The 18710-nt window shown below is 49.7% G+C and carries 17 protein-coding genes; 6 read left to right on the top strand and 11 right to left on the bottom strand.

The genetic code is table 11. From position 1 onward, the window contains the following. The first annotated feature begins 242 nt into the window (after positions 1–242). From ACYVAM_RS11210 to ACYVAM_RS11200, 3 genes are all read left to right on the top strand, one after another. Positions 243–1055, top strand: coding sequence for a TerC family protein (locus ACYVAM_RS11210; RefSeq protein WP_461066893.1), 813 nt, complete (start codon positions 243–245; stop codon positions 1053–1055). An 87-nt stretch (positions 1056–1142) separates the two neighbouring features. Continuing rightward, positions 1143–2711 (top strand): NADH-quinone oxidoreductase subunit N, encoded by a 1569-nt coding sequence (locus ACYVAM_RS11205; protein ID WP_461067074.1) that lies wholly within the window; start codon positions 1143–1145, stop codon positions 2709–2711. A 108-nt stretch (positions 2712–2819) separates the two neighbouring features. After that, positions 2820–3809: a bifunctional heptose 7-phosphate kinase/heptose 1-phosphate adenyltransferase gene (locus ACYVAM_RS11200; protein WP_461067072.1), complete on the top strand. Its 990-nt coding sequence runs from the start codon at positions 2820–2822 to the stop codon at positions 3807–3809. 69 nt (positions 3810–3878) lie between these two features. Here ACYVAM_RS11200 and hemE read toward each other — a convergent pair whose 3' ends face one another. Beyond that, positions 3879–4898: a uroporphyrinogen decarboxylase gene (gene hemE / locus ACYVAM_RS11195; RefSeq protein WP_461066891.1), complete on the bottom strand. Its 1020-nt coding sequence runs from the start codon at positions 4896–4898 to the stop codon at positions 3879–3881. Between the two features lie 186 nt (positions 4899–5084). Between hemE and ACYVAM_RS11190 the strand changes: the two genes are divergently transcribed. Then, positions 5085–6176, top strand: coding sequence for a glycosyltransferase family 4 protein (locus ACYVAM_RS11190; protein ID WP_461066889.1), 1092 nt, complete (start codon positions 5085–5087; stop codon positions 6174–6176). A 71-nt stretch (positions 6177–6247) separates the two neighbouring features. Here the strand turns inward: ACYVAM_RS11190 and ACYVAM_RS11185 are convergent, their stop codons facing one another. The 4 genes from ACYVAM_RS11185 to ACYVAM_RS11170 form a co-directional block, all read right to left on the bottom strand. Then, positions 6248–6919, bottom strand: a complete 672-nt coding sequence (locus ACYVAM_RS11185) for a hypothetical protein (protein WP_461066887.1) — start codon at positions 6917–6919, stop codon at positions 6248–6250. A 2-nt stretch (positions 6920–6921) separates the two neighbouring features. Then, the gene (locus tag ACYVAM_RS11180) at positions 6922–7266 is read right to left on the bottom strand and encodes a PadR family transcriptional regulator (protein ID WP_461066885.1); all 345 of its coding nucleotides are present in this window, start codon (positions 7264–7266) and stop codon (positions 6922–6924) included. Positions 7267–7637: 371 nt separating this feature from the next. After that, positions 7638–8681, bottom strand: coding sequence for a chemotaxis protein CheB (locus ACYVAM_RS11175; RefSeq protein WP_461066883.1), 1044 nt, complete (start codon positions 8679–8681; stop codon positions 7638–7640). A 104-nt stretch (positions 8682–8785) separates the two neighbouring features. Continuing rightward, positions 8786–9652, bottom strand: coding sequence for a tetratricopeptide repeat protein (locus ACYVAM_RS11170; protein WP_461066881.1), 867 nt, complete (start codon positions 9650–9652; stop codon positions 8786–8788). Positions 9653–9866: 214 nt separating this feature from the next. On the opposite strand from ACYVAM_RS11170, the gene ACYVAM_RS11165 reads away from it, so the two are divergent. After that, positions 9867–11699 (top strand): ABC transporter ATP-binding protein, encoded by a 1833-nt coding sequence (locus tag ACYVAM_RS11165; protein ID WP_461066879.1) that lies wholly within the window; start codon positions 9867–9869, stop codon positions 11697–11699. An 18-nt stretch (positions 11700–11717) separates the two neighbouring features. Here ACYVAM_RS11165 and ACYVAM_RS11160 read toward each other — a convergent pair whose 3' ends face one another. The 5 genes from ACYVAM_RS11160 to ACYVAM_RS11140 all read right to left on the bottom strand — a co-directional run bounded on the left by ACYVAM_RS11160 (position 11718) and on the right by ACYVAM_RS11140 (position 16795). Continuing rightward, on the bottom strand, positions 11718–12611 hold the full coding sequence (locus ACYVAM_RS11160; RefSeq protein WP_461066877.1) for an SAM hydrolase/SAM-dependent halogenase family protein: 894 nt from the start codon (positions 12609–12611) through the stop codon (positions 11718–11720). 131 nt (positions 12612–12742) lie between these two features. Next, on the bottom strand, positions 12743–13549 hold the full coding sequence (locus ACYVAM_RS11155; RefSeq protein ID WP_461066875.1) for a bacteriorhodopsin: 807 nt from the start codon (positions 13547–13549) through the stop codon (positions 12743–12745). Between the two features lie 63 nt (positions 13550–13612). Beyond that, positions 13613–14269 (bottom strand): DUF305 domain-containing protein, encoded by a 657-nt coding sequence (locus tag ACYVAM_RS11150; protein ID WP_461066873.1) that lies wholly within the window; start codon positions 14267–14269, stop codon positions 13613–13615. 283 nt (positions 14270–14552) lie between these two features. After that, a complete protein-coding gene (gene murA, locus ACYVAM_RS11145) occupies positions 14553–15860 on the bottom strand; it encodes a UDP-N-acetylglucosamine 1-carboxyvinyltransferase (protein WP_461066871.1) in 1308 nt (435 codons plus the stop codon). Between the two features lie 86 nt (positions 15861–15946). Beyond that, entirely contained in the window at positions 15947–16795 is an 849-nt protein-coding gene (locus ACYVAM_RS11140; RefSeq protein WP_461066869.1) for a DUF4290 domain-containing protein, read from the bottom strand. A gap of 135 nt (positions 16796–16930) precedes the next feature. On the opposite strand from ACYVAM_RS11140, the gene ACYVAM_RS11135 reads away from it, so the two are divergent. Then, a complete protein-coding gene (locus ACYVAM_RS11135; RefSeq protein WP_461066867.1) occupies positions 16931–18334 on the top strand; it encodes an MATE family efflux transporter in 1404 nt (467 codons plus the stop codon). A gap of 5 nt (positions 18335–18339) precedes the next feature. Here the strand turns inward: ACYVAM_RS11135 and ACYVAM_RS11130 are convergent, their stop codons facing one another. Then, positions 18340–18579 (bottom strand): hypothetical protein, encoded by a 240-nt coding sequence (locus tag ACYVAM_RS11130; protein WP_461066866.1) that lies wholly within the window; start codon positions 18577–18579, stop codon positions 18340–18342. Positions 18580–18710 lie beyond the last annotated feature (131 nt).

Raw genomic sequence — 18710 nt, 5'->3', positions numbered from 1 at the left:
TTAATATATCCTATTTAACCGGTATTGGCTTTGCCTACCTATCGAGCCCGTTTTAAGGTCGAACAGATAGCGTTAGAGACTATACGCCGTTGGGTCCGGAATTGTTGCTCTAATCTTATTTTAATGCCAACAACCAGTCGTCCAATCCGGCAACCTTTTGTCCGGCTGCGGGTTCTTTCTTCGACAAGTTGTTGCAGACCCGGACCCTAGGGGGTAATTTTGGCCTTCACTTTAGTTCAACCATGAGCGATCTTTTTACCGCCGAGTCCATTATTAGCTTGCTGACCCTGACATTTCTCGAAATTGTTCTGGGTATCGATAACATTATTTTTATTTCCATTGCGGCCAATAAGCTTGCCCGGAACGATCAGCCCAAGGCCCGGAACATTGGTTTAATGTTGGCTATGGGTTTCCGGCTGGTGTTGCTGCTGGGCATTTCCTTTGTTATATCGCTGAGCAAGCCATTTACGCATATTGATGCGGGCTGGTTTAAGGCAGCCTTCACGGGACAGAGCCTTATTTTGTTTGCCGGTGGGCTTTTTCTGCTTTATAAAGCGACCTCCGAAATTCACCATAAACTAGAAGGTGGCGATGAAGGAGAGGTCGAAGGGAGCGTGAAAGGAAAGGCCACGGTATCGAGCGTGGTCACCCAAATTGCCATCACAAACATCGTTTTCTCAATAGACTCTATTTTAACGGCCATCGGTCTGACGCAGAACGTGACCATCATGATGATTGCCGTTGTACTTTCTATTTTGATTATGATGTTCTTTGCCGGACCCGTCGGGTCATTCGTTAACGAGCACCCGACCATTCAGATGTTAGGCCTTGCCTTTCTGATTATGATTGGGTTCATGTTGGTGGCCGAGGGCGCTCACCTGTCCGAAGTGGTTATCTTCAATCAGGAAGTCGGTACGGTGCCAAAAGGGTATTTATATTTTGCGATTGCCTTCTCGCTGCTGGTCGAGTTTCTTAATATCCGGCTCCGAAAAAAGCAAGCACCTGTGAAGCTGCACAATTACGAAGGCCGGCCCGACCGCGACGGTATGATTTAAATTAATGAAAAATGATACAGAATGAATGAGTTACACGGTAGGTGCTGCTCATTCATTCTGTATCATTCACAATTCATCATTCACAAGTTGCCACTTACTGATCAACTCACCGACATTCTCAGTAGCCTCCGGGGCTTTGGTCCTGAAATCTGGCTATCCGTATCCTTTTGCCTGCTGCTAATCGCCGAATTGATTTTTGTTCGGGTTATGCCGCTGCCAATGGTACGTCGTTATCTGGCTGGATTGAGTGTTGTTGTTTTGCTGGTGGCGGGTCTTTGGGCTGTGTACCTGCCCGTGCGGGGTTTCCTATTCATGAAGGTATTGTTTGTCGATGATCAGGCTATTTTCATACAGGCAATTGTTGCATTAGGGGCCATACTGGTTATTCTGTATGAGTTTTTGTCCTTTCAGCAGGAAGAAATAAGACAAGCCCGCCAGGTTACGTCTGGCATTGGTTCGGCCCAGCGATCCGGACTGCCGTTCGAGTGGTATTCACTGCTGGTCGCCATGGTGCTGGGGCTGTTTCTGATGGCTATGTCGGTCAATATGCTCAGTATTTATTTGAGCATCGAACTAGTGTCTATTTGTTCCTACTTGCTTACTGCACTCACCACCAGCCGGAAAGCATCGGAAGGCGGCATTAAATACCTCTTGTTCGGGGCTGTCAGTTCAGCAATTATGCTGTATGGCATGTCCTTATTGTATGGAATGACCGGCACACTCGATCTGACGGCGGATGCCTTTGGGGCCGAACTCGCTCGTCAGGATGGTTCGGTGGTGGCCGTCGCCATGTTGCTTACGGCGGCTGGGTTGTTGTTCAAGCTGGCCGGGGTGCCTTTTCATATATGGACGCCCGATGCCTATGAAGCTGCTCCCGTACCCGTCGCTGCGTTCTTTTCGGTTGGCCCAAAAGCGGCCGCCGTTCTGGTGCTGATGCGGGTAATAACGGCTCTGCCCGCCGAATCGGGAATGGGGGGAACAACAGCGTCCGTTCTGCAAACACCATTGGCCGTGCTGGCCTTGGCGGGTATTTTGATCGGTAACCTGTCGGCACTTCGGCAAACGGATGCCAAACGGCTGCTGGCTTACTCGACCATTGCCCATGCCGGGTTTCTGCTGGTGGGCGTGGTGGCGCTGAGCAACGCGGGTTTCGTGGCTGTTTTATTCTACGTGGGAACCTATCTGTTTATGTCGCTGGCGGCTTTTTTTCTGGTTGATTTGCTGGCACGTAGCACCGGAGTTCCGAAAAACGAACCGCTTACAATCCGTAATTTTGCCGGTCTGGGACCAAAGCAACCGCTGTTATCTATTGCCCTGACGGTGGTGATGCTGGGCCTGACGGGATTGCCGCCAACAGTTGGGTTTACGGCAAAGCTCTTATCTTTTTCGGCACTTTATGAAGCTTACCAGCAAACGGGTGATAACTGGCTACTGGCGCTGTTTGTATTAGGATTACTGAATGCCCTGATTTCATTGGTTTATTATCTGAAGATTCCCTTCCTGCTCTTTTTTCGTCCGATGGCCGCGCAAACCGACGTATCGGAGTCGATTGTGTTACCAAAATCCCTGGTCTGGCTAGCGGTTAGTTTGACATTGCCCGTAATCCTGTTGTTTTTTAAACCTGATTTGCTGCTGTACTTTATTGATAGACAGTAATTTTCCCGTTAACTCGAAGAGATCCTGTCCTTTCGGAAAAGGCGTTCGTGTTTCGTTTATTTGTATTATACCAATCCTGCTGCACCTATGAGTCCTGCTCGCGACCTGATGGTCTTAGATATGTCCCTTGATGAACTGTTCGATCAGTTCGACAAACTTCGTGTGTTGATTATTGGCGATGTTATGCTTGACTCCTACGTCTGGGGGCGTGTGGAGCGGATTTCGCCCGAAGCACCCGTTCCCGTGGTAACGGTCGACCGGCGCGAACGGCGCCTGGGGGGCGCCGGCAACGTGCTGCTGAATGTGCAGGCATTGGGTGCCGAAGCTATTATTTGTTCGATTATCGGTACGGATGGTCCGGGCGATCTGCTGGAACAAGAGCTTTGTGATCGGGGCCTGAATTGCGATGGACTTATCCGGAGCAAATCCCGCATTACCACCATCAAGGAACGGATCATTGCTGGGTCTCAGCAGGTGGTTCGCGTCGACACGGAAACGGACAAATACATCACTACCGATGAGCGGGAACAACTGATTGCTAAAGCGAAAGAGCTTATTCCAAGTTGCCATGTCGTTATTTTTGAAGATTACGACAAAGGAGTGCTAAGTAAAGAAGCCATTGCCGAGATCACCAACTTCGCTAATGAACAGCGGGTTCCTACGGTGGTTGACCCTAAAAAACGCAATTTCCTGTCATACCAGAATACGACACTTTTCAAGCCGAACCTAAAAGAACTGCGGGAGGGGTTAAAAGTAGACTTCGATGTCGATAATGCTGAGGAATTCCAGGCTGTGGTCGAGCAGTTGAAGGAAACGCTGAACCTCAAAGGCGCCCTGATTACCTTATCGGAGCGGGGGGCCTTCATTGATTATAACAATGAGAAACTAAAGCTGCCCGCTCACATTCGCAAAATAGCCGACGTGTCGGGAGCCGGTGACACGGTCATCAGCATTGCTGCCTGTTGCGTAGCGTTGAAACAGCCACCCAGTATCATTGCCGGCCTATCGAACCTGGGCGGAGGACTGGTTTGTGAATCGGTTGGCGTTGTGCCTATTGATAAGGCATTGCTTAAACAGGAAGCAAAAGAAAGTTTGTAACAGTATTATAACGTGGTGGCGTGGCAACGCGGACCAGAGGTCGGTATGCCGCACCACCACGCTACTTCGCTACATTTCTTTCACGGCATCGACAAAACAGCGGGCTTTGTCTGGGTCGGTATCGGGATAAATACCGTGGCCAAGATTGGCAATATAGTGTTGATGGCCAAAATCACTGAACATCTGCTTCACTTCGGCCCGAATCTGGGCAAAATCGGCGTACAGCACACAAGGGTCCAGGTTACCCTGCAAAACCCGATCCGGGATCAGCTCCCGCGATTCTTTGGGGTCCATGTTCCAGTCCAATCCGACGACATCACAGCTTAACTGCCCAATTTCGTGGCGAGCGAAGAAAGCGCCTTTGGCAAAAACAGTTACCGGAACGTCTGTAATTAAGTCGCAGATCTGTTTGATGTAGGGAAGGGAGAACGTCCGGTATTGCTCGGGGGAGAGAATGCCCGCCCATGAATCAAAAATCTGGACCAGATCAACACCCGCCCGTATCTGCGCCTGCAAATAGGCGATCGTACTGTCGGTGATTTGCTGCAGTAGCGCGTGGGCAAAATTTGGGTCAGTATAGAGCAATTTCTTGGCGACCGAAAAGGTTTTTGAGCCTTTGCCTTCGGTCATGTAACAGAAAATAGTGAAGGGCGCTCCGGCAAAGCCAATGAGCGGCACGCGGTTATTCAGCTCTTTCTTCGTGAGTTTGATAGCATCGAGCACATAGCCCAGATCGCTTTCGGCATCGGCAATGCGCAACCGGCTCAGATCGGCCTGGTTTCGTACCGTCGATGGGAAAACGGGCCCCCGGCTTTCGATCATTTCATAAGGCAGGCCCATTGCTTCGGGCACGACCAGAATATCGGAGAAAATAATAGCGGCATCCACATCGAACGCATCGACCGGCTGAATGGTCACTTCAGCGGCTAGTTCAGGGGTTTTGGCCAGCGTGATGAAACTCCCGGCCCGCTCCCGAACGGCCCGGTACTGAGGAAGCACACGCCCAGCCTGACGCATCATCCAGACCGGTACTCGCTCGGTCAACTCGCCCCGTGCGGTGCGGAGTAATAAGTCATTTTGTAAAGTCATGCAACAAAGATAAGCCCTGAACCATGATTCATGTGTCAGGAGTTTTGTGGAGAATGAGGCTTCGGTGACTTTTTCTTATGAATGATCGTGAGACAGCTCCACATCGGAGCTTTGCCATGATCGTTCTGAATTTATTTGGTGGGGTGCCATCAAATTTCCCCAATTTTGTCAAAACTAGACGACGCTATGCCTTCTCTCTTTATCGACGCCGAACGTCTGCGCGACCTCAATAGTGGGTTAGGCCAGGTCTGCCTGCATCTTGGCCACGAACTCATTCGACAGCGGCCCGATGGGTGGGCGTTGACCTTTCTGGTGCCAAAAGGGCAGACGGGTATTTTTGGTGACTCGGTGGCGTATATTGAAGCGTCCTGGTTACAGAAGCTCTGGATTCGGGGTCGGTATGATGCATGGCACTGTCTGCATCAGGATTCAGACTATTTGCCGGGTCAATCGCAGGGGAAATTAATCATGACCATTCATGACCTGAATTTTCTGGAACGGTCTGATTATTCAGCCGGGAAAAAAGCGCGTAAACTGGCCCACAGTCAACGGATTGTTGATCGAGCTACGGCGTTAACGGCTATTTCCCACTTCACGGCATCGACGGTGAAAGAGCATCTTCGTATTCCAGCATCCAAGCCTATACACGTCATCTATAATGGTGTTGCCGTCGATCCGAAAAACGCGCCAACCGACATTCCTGCGGAGTCGGTACCTGCCGATGCGCCCATTCGTTCGTTTACTCAGTCGCCTTTTTTGCTCTTCGTTGGGGTCATTCACCCGAAAAAGAACGTTCATACGCTGCTACCCCTGCTCGAAGCCTTTCCCGACTATCGGTTGGTTTTAGCGGGCCCGGACCGTCATTCATACGCCCAGCACATTCGCGAGCAAGCCCAGAAGCTCGGCATTGCCGACCGCTTACTGTTGCCCGGTTCGGTCGATGAAGCGACCAAATTATGGCTCTATGCCCACTGCGAAGCGTTTTTGTTCCCTTCCCTCTCCGAAGGATTTGGCTTGCCCGTGGCCGAAGCGATGACGTTTGGGAAGCCAGTGTTCATTTCGGATCGAACTAGCTTGCCCGAAGTTGGCGGCAAGGAAGCCTATTATTTCGAAAACTTCGAGCCGGAGAACATGGCCAAAGTTCTCCATGATGGCCTGCACGACTTTGGCCAAAACCCCCTGCGCGAAGACCGATTGCGTCGTCGGGCCGCCGGGTTTAGCTGGCCAGCTGTAGCGGGAGAGTATTGGAAATTGTATGAAGGGCTAGCATCAAGTTAGACTATAGTGTAAAGTTTTTTATTCCGTAAACGATTCTACTTTCAGGCTGAATAGCGATCCCCAATTACTGTTTAATTATTGATCGATGGTTTAAATATAGCTTTGTGAAAATGGCTATAAGCTACCATATAGACTACAGCTATAGATACACAGGCCGACAACGTACCCTCATAAACATAGGGTGGAAATAGGTGAGCCCAGTTAGTCAATGCAGCAATAAACCCATACAGAAATATGGTTATGGGCAGGAACCGGGTGGCTAAATAAATTGCCTTATAAGATATATTTCGATTATAGATACCCTGTTGGAATAGTAATCGAAAGAACTGGATTAAAAGACCACCTATAGAACCCAGTGCAAAACTGCATAGTAAACTATTGAATGAAAAAGAAATGGGTCTGGATGTGTGGGTCGTTGCCCAGAATACTATTGCATAAATTGATACCGGTGTCAGTAAGTATGGCCATCGGTTTTGTTGCTGGGCAATCTTCATAAAAAGAGTGTCATACTGTCTATACGTCACTCTGTTATAGTGCCGCTCCATTTTTAGTAATCCCTTACGCCCGCCAAAGCCAGTATGGATGTCACGAAGTGCTACAGAGAACTCCATGCCTTGGTCTAGCCGTTCACTAATTCCCTGTATGTAATGATCAGTAAGTTCAGCAATTAAGTCTTCATTGAGCAGCCAGTTTTCTTTGCGAAGGTGCTGGTCAATAGTTGAAAGTTGGGCGGAGGTGAGCATCGTTATAAACTCGGTTTAAGGTTAAGGACCAAATTCAGATTTTCTAAAAACGCCGTTAGCTCGGCAATGCGCCCGGCGGCTTCCGTATGGCCGGTTTTGGTGAGCGAGTAATATTTGCGGGCTCTTCCATCCACCACCTGCGTTTCCGTGGTAAGCAGGCCGTCTGCTTCAAGTTTGTGCAACGCGGGATACAGTGCGCCTTCCGTAATGGCCATCTCACCAGCCGTCAGTTCTTTTACCTTTTGCGTAATCTCATAGCCGTACATCTTCTCCCGGTCTTCGAGTAATCGCAAAATCATCACCGAGAGGCTACCTTTTAGTAAGGAGGAAGTAGACGAAGCGTTCATGGTCCAAACGTACAAAAGAATTTTATATACCTACAAATCTTAGGTATATAAAATTGGGGAAATCGTTTGAGAGAATCTCTTCTGGCCAATCAATTAGATCGAGCGACTTTGCGTGAAGGCTTTTGCAACAGCGGGGTTACTTGATTTGACGTAAATAAGCGCCGAATAAATTTTTTATTAGCCCCCGGTTAAAACCAGGGAAACCGCCCACAAATACCCGCGTTCCATCAACCGTTCCAACGGTTGGATACATATACATGAAAAAACCGGTTAACTAGCTTGTGTGCTGGTTAACCGGCCTTGACCAACGAAGGTCCTTAGATAATACAGGTGAATACGGAGACGGCCTTGATTACGTTTTATACGTCGGCCTAGATGGTTAATCCTATATCGCCACTCAATAATTCCTGCGAAAAAACCGAGTCATGAACCACCTGAGAACGCTTTTTGATCAGTTTGGATTTCTGAAAAAAGACCTGAGCAATGTCGTCATGGTTTAACTTCTCGAAATGTTGCCCCAGGCGAGTCAACAGCATCGTTGTCTCTTCAAGTCCTTGCATCGCCTGCCAGAGAATGGCTTCTACATTGGTGGTCACTTCCGACAACAATGCACTGATCGTGTAGGCGTGCCCGGTATGGCAGCGGAACCGAATAATGTTGCCTTCTTTAAGTTGCGTAAGGGCTCCATGACATTCGGGGCAGGTGAAAGGTGTTAACTCGCCCATGTCAATAATCCCCATTTCAAAGGCGTTATCCCGACCAGCTATAAGAATTTCCATTTCCAGAAGCTTGCGTTCCTTCTGGGTCATTTTGATAATTGGTTTAACGGGCTCAGCGGTTAATTGAGCCAGTAAAGCTGCCATTTGACCCGCTGGGATGGAATAGTCAATGTCGACCTGCTCCTGCGCATTAATAGGCATTTGTGGAAACAAGGCGTCTTCCGGCTGCTGAATGATCGTCAAGCCACCCAGGCGTTTGACCGACCAAAGGCCAGACGTGCCATCATCCAACACGCCCGACAGTACAATGCCGACTACGCGGGAACCATACGTGTAAGCCGCCGAGCGAAACAGCGCATCAACAGAGGGCCGGAACCTGTTTTCTCTAGGTCCTCGTTTTACGCCTATTTTGCCGTCCTCTACCAATAAGTGATGATCGGGGGCCGCTACATATATTTTCCCTGGTTCAATAAGCTCACCATCTTTGGCAACTGAGGCAGGTAAAGGACCCACCCGATTGAGAATTTGGTGCAGGTTACTAACGGAGTAAGAAGGAATGTGCTGGACAATCAAAATGGCCGCTGGGAAGTTTGGCGGTAAAGCGGCTACAATCTCCATTAAGGCGGGTAGCCCACCAGCTGATGAGCCAATAACAACAATATCGCGCTTAACAGTTTTTTTTGTCGATTTTTCCATACAAGTTATTGCCCTACTTACGTATATACTCTTGTTCAACGATATTGACACTTAATAGTTTTCGTATATAATTCTTCCGGCGCAGGATCTGAATCAGGCTTCGGTCAGCGTTGGGCCTTACGTAGAACACTACCAATAAGGCTACCGGCAAAGGTCAGCCCAATAGACCCATAGAGGCTGAATGTTTCGACCTCCCGATGCGTACTAAGTTGGTCTGGTCCCACGATCACATAATAGCCAACCAGAATCGTCAAGGCTTGTAAAATAGCCACAGCCCAGCCTTTTCGAGGCTCAAGAAACCCAATACCAACCGACGATGAGGCAGCCCATAAGTAAGGCCAGTGAATAACCGGGCTTATTTTAATGAGATACAGCAGGATCGAACTCGCCAGTACGGTCAGACCTGCGTTTAGAAATAATCGCCGATCGAAGAAGCCGTTCTGTGCAATTGGGGCAGCCAATGGCTTATTTTTTGCCAATTGGTCAAGTTGAGTAGCTTTGGCCATATCCTGCTCGGCCTGCTCCATCTGGTGAAGCTGCTGGCGGACCAAACCACGCCAGTGGTACGGCTCGGCCATATCGCCGTGGGTGTGAAAAATGGCTTTATCGAAATCCTGAAACGCCGTGGTGTAATCCTGTTGCTGATAGTGAATCTGGCCGCTTTCCAAATGAAGTTCGGCAATGCTGTCGTCGTAGCTCTTCCCCTGGTTCAGATCAGCCATTGCTGCCTGCTGGTCGCCCAGATCTCGATAAATCCGGGCGCGGTACAAATAGGCGACTGCCGATGTTGGCCGTGTGGCAATGGCATTGTTGAAGTAAGCTAACGATCTGGCCAATTGGCCTGTTTCGTAGAGTGTAATACCTTCCCGCAGTTGTTCGGCCTCTTTCTGGGCGTTTGTCCGTTGATCGGCATAATAGCGCAGGTAAATCAGGTAACCGACAAAAGCAGACACTAAGGTTAATTCAAGCATACGTCGTCAGTAGGGGGATGATGGGTTAGACAGATGGCCGTTGACCGTTTCTTTTACAACACCTGTAGGTCGATAACAATCCCTGAAAATGCCTATTTAATGTACCAAACCTAGGCACGAACCCTCAATTTCACCAAAGGTGTTTTTGGGAGTAAAATCATAGTCTTTCAGATCAATCATATAAATCCCGGTTCGGATTACCTTTGCAGGAAGAATGAAAACATACCTTCGATTACTCTCGTTTGCCAAACCACTGGGCCGCTTCCTGACGCCGTTCGTGTTAACGTCGTTGCTGTCCAGTGTCTTTGGCGTGTTAAATTTCGCCCTGCTCATCCCGCTGCTCAGCATTTTGTTCGATAAGGTCGATGCTAAAGAAATGCAGGCGTTTCTGAACCAACCCGCTCCATCCATCGAAACAGGGCCCAGCGATTTCTTCCGGTATTATTTTGCCCAGGTGTTTCAGGAATATGGTAAAGTTGGCGCCCTGCAATTTGTCTGCTTTGTCATTATCCTGTCGGTACTGCTCAATAATTTATTCAAATATCTGTCAATCAGGCAGCTAGAGTCGTTCAAGGCGCGTATGGTGGCAACGCTGCGCGAAGCAGTCTTTAGTCGAACATTGCAACTTCATCTGGGCTTCTTCTCCAACGAGCGTAAAGGTAACCTTATCTCACGCACGACAACCGACGTACAGGAAGTAGAAAACTCCATCGCCAATACACTGTCGGCTGCGTCGAAAGAAGTGTTCCTGCTGATTGGCTACGTCATTGCTCTGCTCACGATTTCGGTTAAGCTGACGCTGTTCGCCATTGTCGTTATCCCGATTTCGGGCGTTTTTATTGCGACGCTGGTTCGCCGGATGAAGCGTGATGCCCAGGAAGGACAGCAGCGATTGAGTGGTCTGGTGAGTTTGCTGGACGAAACGTTTGGCGGTATGCGTGTGGTAAAAGGGTTCGTAGCCGAAGGCTTTATTCTGAACAAATTCCGGCGCGAAAATGAAGGCTATCGCGACGCCATCCGCTCGCTGGCAAACCGGCGTGAACTGGCATCGCCGTTTTCGGAAGTGGTCGGCGTAGCTGCCGTAGCCAGTATTTTGTTCTATGGCGGGTCGCTGATATTGAGCGGACAGTCGGACCTTACAGCCTCTGAGTTTATAACGTACATCGCCATTTTCTCGCAGGTGACGCGTCCAGCCAAAGACATTTCCAATGCGTTCAGCGGCTCGCAGCGAGGCTTGGCTTCGGGCGAACGCGTGCTGGAATTGATCGATACCATTCCTGCCGTTCAGGACAAACCCAGAGCGGCTACATTGACCAGCTTTCGGGATAAAATTTCGGTGCAACAGGTGTCGTTTGCTTACAACACTGATACGCCCGTTTTGCGGGACATTACGTTCGACCTTCAGAAAGGGAAAACCATTGCCCTTGTTGGCTCGTCGGGTGGAGGGAAATCAACCATTGCCGACCTCATTCCCCGGTTTTATGACCCTACTGCTGGCCGTATTCTTATTGATGGCGTCGATCTGCGCGATTGTACGATGGCCTCTCTGCGGGGGCTCATGGGTATCGTGACCCAGGAAAGCATTCTGTTCAACGATACCATTTTCAACAACATTGCGTTTGGCAGCGCAGCCACTGAAGCGGAGGTAATGGAAGCCGCTCGCATTGCCAACGCCCACGATTTCATTGTGGCGCAGATGGATGGCTATCAAACGATCATCGGCGACAGGGGTGGGAAACTGTCGGGTGGTCAACGGCAGCGCATCAGCATTGCCCGAGCCATCCTGAAAAATCCACCGATATTGATTCTCGATGAAGCCACGTCGGCGCTTGATACAGAATCTGAGAAGTTGGTACAGGAGGCCTTAACACGCCTGATGGCTAATCGGACAACCCTGGTCATTGCGCACCGGCTCAGTACCATTCAACATGCCGATGAGATTCTGGTGGTGAACCAGGGCGGTATTGTGGAACGAGGTCGCCACGATGAGTTACTGACCTTGGACGAAGGATTTTATCGGCGGTTAAGTACGATGCAAAGCGTTTAAATACCTACTATCCGGTCGTTATTTACGAATGACAAGCGTCCAGTCTGGGCCGCTGAACACCTTATACTTCTCCGAAAAATTGCCCTGGTTTACGGCAACGGAGAAATTCAGCAGGCTGTTTATATAGCCAACATCGTCGCCGGTGGGGGCTTCACCGAAAGTGTTGACCAGCGGAACGCGCTTGTCATAGAGCCTTTCGTTTTTATGGAAAATCTGAACATGCAGCGTTTCGCCGTGCTTAATTCCCAACTGATCGATCATAGTTTTAGAAATATTGCTCCACACGTTGCCATATTGAATGTCCAGAACGGGAATATTTCCCTTTATTGTACCTGTCTCATTTACCGCTTTCTGGTAGGGAAGGCGAACAACTTCGGGGGCTAACGCAGGCCCCACCTGCGCAAATGTAATGGTTTTGGAGGCCAGACGGGCGGCCGTATACGCATATACATCGCGGCCATGAAACGTATAGGATGCACCTGAGTTTTTGAGCCGGTTAATGGCTTCGTCGATCTGCCGAACTTCCTGGATGCCGAGGTGTTCGGCCACCAAGGTGAGTGTACCGTTGTCGGGAGTTACGATGTAGTGCCCGGATTTCGTTAGCAGCACAACCGAACGTCGTTCCGTGCCTACGCCGGGGTCGCAAACGGAAACAAATACGGTGCCTTTCGGATAATAGGGAACGGTTTGATGGAGCCGATAGGCCGCTTCCCAGATGTTATAGGGCGGAATCTCATGTGTGAGGTCCAGTAGCGTAAGACTTGGTGATACGCCCACGGCTACTCCTTTCATCGCTGATACAGCTCCGTCTTTCAACCCAAAGTCAGACTGAAAAACCACAATACCATTTTGCGCACTGGCCAATGGCAGGATAAGCAAGACAAAGAAAATCGAGCTGTAGATAGAACGCATAGTATAAGTTTATTACGGATTGGATATAAGGCTCTTCTCTTTGTTAAAAAGCGGGTTAGTCAGGCCCCTCCGCTAGGGGAGCAGGCCAATAGATTGTCAACAGAACCAGCAACGAGAGGAAGGCTACAGGATCATTCGCTCGTTTGGTCGGAGGGTGTGTTCGTAAAATAGATGATCAGGCCTATTCCGATTTTGCTGGTAACATCGGCAATTATATAAGCAATATGAATCCAGTTGAAATCAATATCAAGACATGTCAGGAGGTAGCCAAGTGGGTAAATAACCCCAAAAATGCCAAGCGCATAGGCAATTAGTCGATATTTAGGGTATAAACCGAGCTGTGCCTGGCTGATAGCCTGTTTCCAGAGCGGAAACAAAGTCTGAAGAACAACCCCGTATCCAAGCATAGAGACAGCTCCCCATAGTAGCTTAGGGCCAATAAGGATTTCGTTATCGAAAGCGAGTTGTTGATGGCCGATATAGCCCGTCAGCACCATAAAAAAACTGCCTGCTGCTAGTTTAATTAAGGTCTGTGTACGAACGGCCGACTGGCGTTTGGCCATCAATGCTACCTGAATCAGAAGGAGCGGAATCGTAATTGCCCAATCCATATAGCGGAATTGGCCAATGGCATTGTATGATTCGCGGAGGAGTACCTGCCTGTCGCTGGCGTTGGCTACCGTTACCAGATCGGCCAGTACATCGTGGTAGTAGTCCTGAAGCCGGTAGTAAGAAAAACCGGAGATGGCCGCAATAATGGCCGTTAAAATTGTCGTTAAATTCCGGTTCTGGGGCGAACGCGTACCTGTACGTGAAGCTAGGACAAGAATGAAGGTACCCAGAAAACCATACGTAGCCACGATCAACAAAAAGTACGTGACTAACGGAAAAACACCAACGACACCCGCCGTTGGCACAAAAGAATCAGCTATTTCCATGAATGCAATAACGTTAGCGATATCAAAACTAACGCTACTGCATTCATGGCGCAATGATAAATTTTACTTAGGTGTGGCGGGCATCGCTTTCATGGCTGCCATTTGCTGCTTGGCCTTATCGATCATCTGCTGAGCATACGTCTTCAACGTAGCATTATTACCGTATTGCAGGTAAGTAGTCGCCATGTCGATTGCATCCTGACGCTGGTCCATCAACAACGTTGAAAAATTAGAATCTACGTTGCTGGTCAGCTTATCACTGGTGCCCGTTTGTTGCAGCTTCAGGTTCATGGCTTCAATATTGCGGCTTTGCTGCTGCGTAAATGCCTGATTGGGGCGCGTAGGTTTTAGCTGCCGCATGGTCCCATCCAGTAAGGTAACATCAGCTTCGGTAGCAGGAAGCATTGCTTTAGCAAGGTTTACCAGCGCAGTATCCTTGCCGTTCTGAATCTCCTGTTTCAGTAAATCCTGTATCCCCTGGGTATGGAGTTTGGCCTGAAAGGAATAATCGAAGTCCGGGTCGCCCGTTGCTACTAGCTTTTTTATTTTTGTGACAGTCTGTTGCAAGGGTGTCAAAAACATTGTTTTAGCTGGACTGCTGGCTTGAGCAGTGCTGGCCGTTGCTGCACCAGTGGTCGCTTGTGCACAGGCAATCAGAGAACTGCTGGAAAACAGCGCTGCCAGCGCCCAAACAGATAAATTGGCTTGTAGTGTTTTCATTGGGAGAACGTATTTTTAGGTGTTAAACTAAGTCTACTATAGCCTAAAGACAAAAAAAGTGCCAGAAGGTTTAATGGATAGTACGTCGCTGCCAGGCAATTAGTGAGTCAGGAAGCCAGACTGATACTACTTTAACAGAAAATATCCATTAAGCTACGGCCTTCGCTCGCTGGGTTAGACTCCGCTGAACCCTCTAACTCCTGTGCCGCCGTGCCTGATCCGGTAAAATAAAAATAGAGCAGTCTCCTGCCCTATTTAAAAATAAAAATACCTGGTCAACCAATTACAGCCGGATAATCTCGGCACCAATGGCATTGAGTCGGGTATCGATGTTTTGGTAGCCCCGGTCAATCTGTTCGATGTTGTCGATGATACTGGTGCCCTGCGCCGACATAGCCGCAATGAGCAGTGCTACACCCGCCCGGATATCTGGCGATGACATACGAATACCCTTGAGGGGAATTTGGCGATTTAATCCCACAACGGTTGCCCGGTGCGGGTCGCAAAGGATGATTTGAGCGCCCATGTCGATCAACTTATCGACAAAGAAAAGCCGGCTTTCAAACATTTTCTGGTGAATCAGCAGGGTACCTTGCGCCTGAACGGCCGTAACGAGCACAATGCTCAACAGATCGGGGGTAAAGCCCGGCCAGGGCGAATCGGAAACGGTCATCATGCCGCCATCCAGAAAGCTTTCGATCTGGTAGCGCTCCTGGGCCGGAATAAAGATGTCATCACCCCGAAACTCCATTTGAATACCTAACCGCTTAAACTGATCGGGAATAATGCCCAACTCGGGGATCTGGCAGTTCTTGATTGTAATCTCCGACTGGGTCATGGCGGCAAGGCCAATGAACGACCCAATTTCGATCATATCAGGAAGCATCGTATGCTCCGTGCCCGTTAGCTCCGATACGCCTTCGATGGTGAGCAGGTTGGACCCTACGCCCGTAATCTTAGCGCCCATTGAATTGAGCATTTTACTCAACTGCTGCAGGTAAGGCTCGCAGGCAGCGTTGTAAATCTGCGTTGTTCCTTCGGCCATGACGGCGGCCATAAGCACATTGGCTGTCCCCGTTACGGATGCTTCGTCGAGAAGCATGTACGTACCCCGTAAATTACTGGCATCGACCTGGTAGTAACCACCATCGTTGGCATCGTAATTGAATTGAGCGCCGAGTTTTTCAAAACCCAAAAAGTGGGTATCCAGGCGACGGCGGCCAATTTTATCGCCACCAGGGCGGGGAATACGACCCTTTTTGAACCGGGCAAGCATGGGGCCAAGCAACATGACCGACCCCCGAAGGGCAGCAGCTTTGCGCTTGTATGTATCCGTTTCGAGGTAGTCGAGGTTAACGTCGCTGGCCTGAAAGCGGTACGAACTTTCACCGATCTTGGTAACCCAAACACCTAAATCGCCAAGCAGGTCGATCAGCTGATTGACATCCCGAATACCCGGAATATTGTGAATGGTAACGGGTTCTTTGGTCAGTAATACGGCACAGAGAATTTGCAGAGCTTCATTTTTAGCGCCCTGCGGATTTAATTCGCCCTTTAGTTTACGCCCGCCTGTGATTTGAAAAGATGCCATTTAGGAAATAATGAATAATGAGAAAACGAAGACTGGTTAACGGAGCCTGTCTGGCAGACTTCGTTAACCAGTCTTCACGAAAAAAATTATCGCCGTCTGCGCGGTGGTCCGTCGTTGCGTGATCCATTGTCGCGTGAACCACCATCGCGTGGTCCTCCATCGCGATCGTTGCGGTTTCGGTTGCCAAAATTACGCTGCGAGCCATCATTCCGGTTATTGGACCGTCCCTGCTGGTTATTACCGCCATCGCGTGGTCCGCCATCGCGGTTTCGGTTATTGTTGCGAGGGCCATTATCCCGGTCGTTGCGGTTATTTGGCCGCCCCTGCTGGCCAATACCCCCTTCGCGGTTCCGATCGTTCCGGAAGTTGTTGTTGTTTCCAATACGCTGGGGCTGATCGCCGGTGCGCTCACGGGGCGTTGCTTCAACGAGCCCTTCTTCCCGAATGAGTTTTATGTCGTCGGCGAGTTTACCATTCGACAGTTCGATCAGGCTCTGATAAATGGTCTCGTCTTCAACGGACTCTTTATTCCAGGCTTGATAGAAGGTGCGCATCAACCGTGTCAGGTAGGATACAAAGGCGCGTCGTTCGTCGGGTTCTTCCAGCGAAACGGCCTTAGCAATCAGTAAATCTACATTTCGGCCGAAATGTTTGAACTTCAGGTGATGCGTATTATAAGGAACCCGTTGCGGTTTCTTGCCCAGCGCTTCTTCCGATGGGGGCGGGTAAGGGCTGTCGACATCCAGGGTAAAATTGGACATAATGTACAGGTCGTCCCACAATTTATTGTAGTAGTCCTGACCATCCTTCATGTTCGGATGGATTTGCCGCATCAACTCGATCAGGATATGCGCATACCGAGTTCGGGTTGAGCGATCGTCAATGTTGACCATATTGTCAACTAGCTTTTGGATACTACTGCCGTATTCTTTCAAGGGCTTGCCCGATAGATGATAAAGAAAGCAAAAGTACGAAGGAATGGACCAAGGGGCAAGGGGTATCGAGCGTAGGGCCCGGCGACATCTGGCCGGAAGCAAAGGTTGCTATTGGATAAGCGCTACCTTTGCGCAATGTTCCGTGTACAACGACCACTATCCAGCTTATTGCTCATTTACCGCGCTGAATTTGCGGATACGCTTCGCCTGAGTATTCCAATAATTATTGCTCAGTTAGGCGTTGTCTTGATGGGTGTTACAGACAACCTGTTTGTTGGACGGTTGCTGGGCGCTTTGCCGCTGGGTGCTGCCGGACTGGCCAACTCAATTTCCTTTCTCATGTCGAGTATTGGGGTAGGGGGATTGTCGGTGGTAGCGGCTTTGGTGTCAAAGGCCAATAACCAGGCAGGCGGCCCAGCGGCTGTAAATCGTCTGTTTCGCGCCGGGCTACGGGTTGCTCTGTTGCTGAGTATTGGGGTGGGCGGGTTGTCAGTTCTGCTGGCTTATAACTTTAGTCTGTTTGGGCAAACGCCCGAAGTGACCCGCCTGGCTCGTAATTTCATGCTCATTTTGAGCGTATCGCTCCTGCCATTGCTGGTTTTTGTGGCGGCCCGTCAGTTGTGTGATGGCCTTCGATACCCACGGGTGGCCATGGCCATTACGCTATCGGCACTTGGTATTAATGCCTTGTTCAACTACTTATTCATCAAAGGCGTTGGTCCGTTTCCGGCATTGGGCCTGATGGGGTCGGCAACGGCTACGCTTCTGTCTCGCTTGTTTATGGCTGGTGCCATGCTCGTGTATGTATACCGGACGCCGAATTTCCGGGTTTACCTGAAAAAGGAATTTAATTCGCTGCCCACAGCTACGGAAGCCTGGACAATTTTACGGCTGGGTATTCCCGGCGGACTAACGTTTTTCTTTGAGGTAGCTACTTTTTCGCTGGCTGTCGTTATCGTTGGCTGGCTGGGCGAAGCGCAGTTGGCGGCTCACCAGATTGCCATCAATATGGCCTCCGTGACCTACATGATGGCAACGGGCATTTCGTCGGCGGCTGCCATTCGGGTTAGTGCCGCTGTAGGCCGATCGAGCCGGGACGGTATCTGGCGGGCGGGTGTAGCGGCTTTCCTATTGTCAGTAAGTTTTATGAGTATAACCGCCCTTGTGTTCCTGACCGCCAACGATTGGCTGGTAACGCTCTATATCCGCGACAATCCACAGGTGATGGCCATTGCAGCCTCGCTGGTTATTATGGCCGGTTTTTTTCAACTTTCCGATGGCGTTCAGGTGGTAGCTCTGGGGGGCTTGCGGGGCTTGTCGGATGTCAACGTGCCCACGCTGATCACCTTATTTTCTTACTGGATCGTTGCCCTGCCTTTAAGTTATGTGCTGGCGTTTCCATTTGGTATGGACGCCGTTGGTGTCTGGATTGGTTTATTAGCTGGATTGAGTATTGCGGCTGTCCTGCTGACCTGGCGCTTTTTCAGACGGGCAAAGCTGTTTTTGGGAAGTAGTAGCTCTGAACCTCAAATCCGTTAATTCAGTCAACGCATTCCTTCCAGCATTTCTTCCCGAGTGGGGCGGTCGGCAGCCAGCTCATACGAGATACCGTCGCGGTCGAGGTAATCCATAAACGAAGTATAAGCGTCTTTTTCAACTGAAAAGACGTACCAGTTTTCGTAGGGTTCATTGAACAACTCGACTTCAGTCAGTGACGCCCGCTTTTGTAAAGCCTGGGATTGTGCCCTGTCGAGGATAGCTTGTTTGATAAGAAAATACCACATATCGAGGTTGGATAACGATTGAATTTTTGCGGATTTTTTGGTCTGGGGGTAATTGATTTGACGTAATTAGCCCCAGACCAAAAAGTCTTGACACAAGAAACGCGCAACGGTTCGCTGCGCGTTTCTTGTGT

Source organism: Spirosoma horti (genome assembly GCF_054776595.1).
This window is presented reverse-complemented; position numbering and strand designations above follow the sequence as displayed.

Excerpts from the sequence above, each read along its gene's own strand:
- ACYVAM_RS11210 (WP_461066893.1), top strand. The coding sequence starts at position 243 with ATGAGCGATCTTTTTACCGCCGAGTCCATTATTAGCTTGCTGACCCTG.
- ACYVAM_RS11200 (WP_461067072.1), top strand. The coding sequence starts at position 2,820 with ATGGTCTTAGATATGTCCCTTGATGAACTGTTCGATCAGTTCGACAAA.
- hemE (WP_461066891.1), bottom strand. The coding sequence starts at position 4,898 with ATGACTTTACAAAATGACTTATTACTCCGCACCGCACGGGGCGAGTTG.
- ACYVAM_RS11190 (WP_461066889.1), top strand. The coding sequence starts at position 5,085 with ATGCCTTCTCTCTTTATCGACGCCGAACGTCTGCGCGACCTCAATAGT.
- ACYVAM_RS11185 (WP_461066887.1), bottom strand. The coding sequence starts at position 6,919 with ATGCTCACCTCCGCCCAACTTTCAACTATTGACCAGCACCTTCGCAAA.
- ACYVAM_RS11180 (WP_461066885.1), bottom strand. The coding sequence starts at position 7,266 with ATGAACGCTTCGTCTACTTCCTCCTTACTAAAAGGTAGCCTCTCGGTG.
- ACYVAM_RS11175 (WP_461066883.1), bottom strand. The coding sequence starts at position 8,681 with ATGGAAAAATCGACAAAAAAAACTGTTAAGCGCGATATTGTTGTTATT.
- ACYVAM_RS11170 (WP_461066881.1), bottom strand. The coding sequence starts at position 9,652 with ATGCTTGAATTAACCTTAGTGTCTGCTTTTGTCGGTTACCTGATTTAC.
- ACYVAM_RS11165 (WP_461066879.1), top strand. The coding sequence starts at position 9,867 with ATGAAAACATACCTTCGATTACTCTCGTTTGCCAAACCACTGGGCCGC.
- ACYVAM_RS11160 (WP_461066877.1), bottom strand. The coding sequence starts at position 12,611 with ATGCGTTCTATCTACAGCTCGATTTTCTTTGTCTTGCTTATCCTGCCA.
- ACYVAM_RS11155 (WP_461066875.1), bottom strand. The coding sequence starts at position 13,549 with ATGGAAATAGCTGATTCTTTTGTGCCAACGGCGGGTGTCGTTGGTGTT.
- ACYVAM_RS11150 (WP_461066873.1), bottom strand. The coding sequence starts at position 14,269 with ATGAAAACACTACAAGCCAATTTATCTGTTTGGGCGCTGGCAGCGCTG.
- murA (WP_461066871.1), bottom strand. The coding sequence starts at position 15,860 with ATGGCATCTTTTCAAATCACAGGCGGGCGTAAACTAAAGGGCGAATTA.
- ACYVAM_RS11135 (WP_461066867.1), top strand. The coding sequence starts at position 16,931 with ATGTTCCGTGTACAACGACCACTATCCAGCTTATTGCTCATTTACCGC.
- ACYVAM_RS11130 (WP_461066866.1), bottom strand. The coding sequence starts at position 18,579 with ATGTGGTATTTTCTTATCAAACAAGCTATCCTCGACAGGGCACAATCC.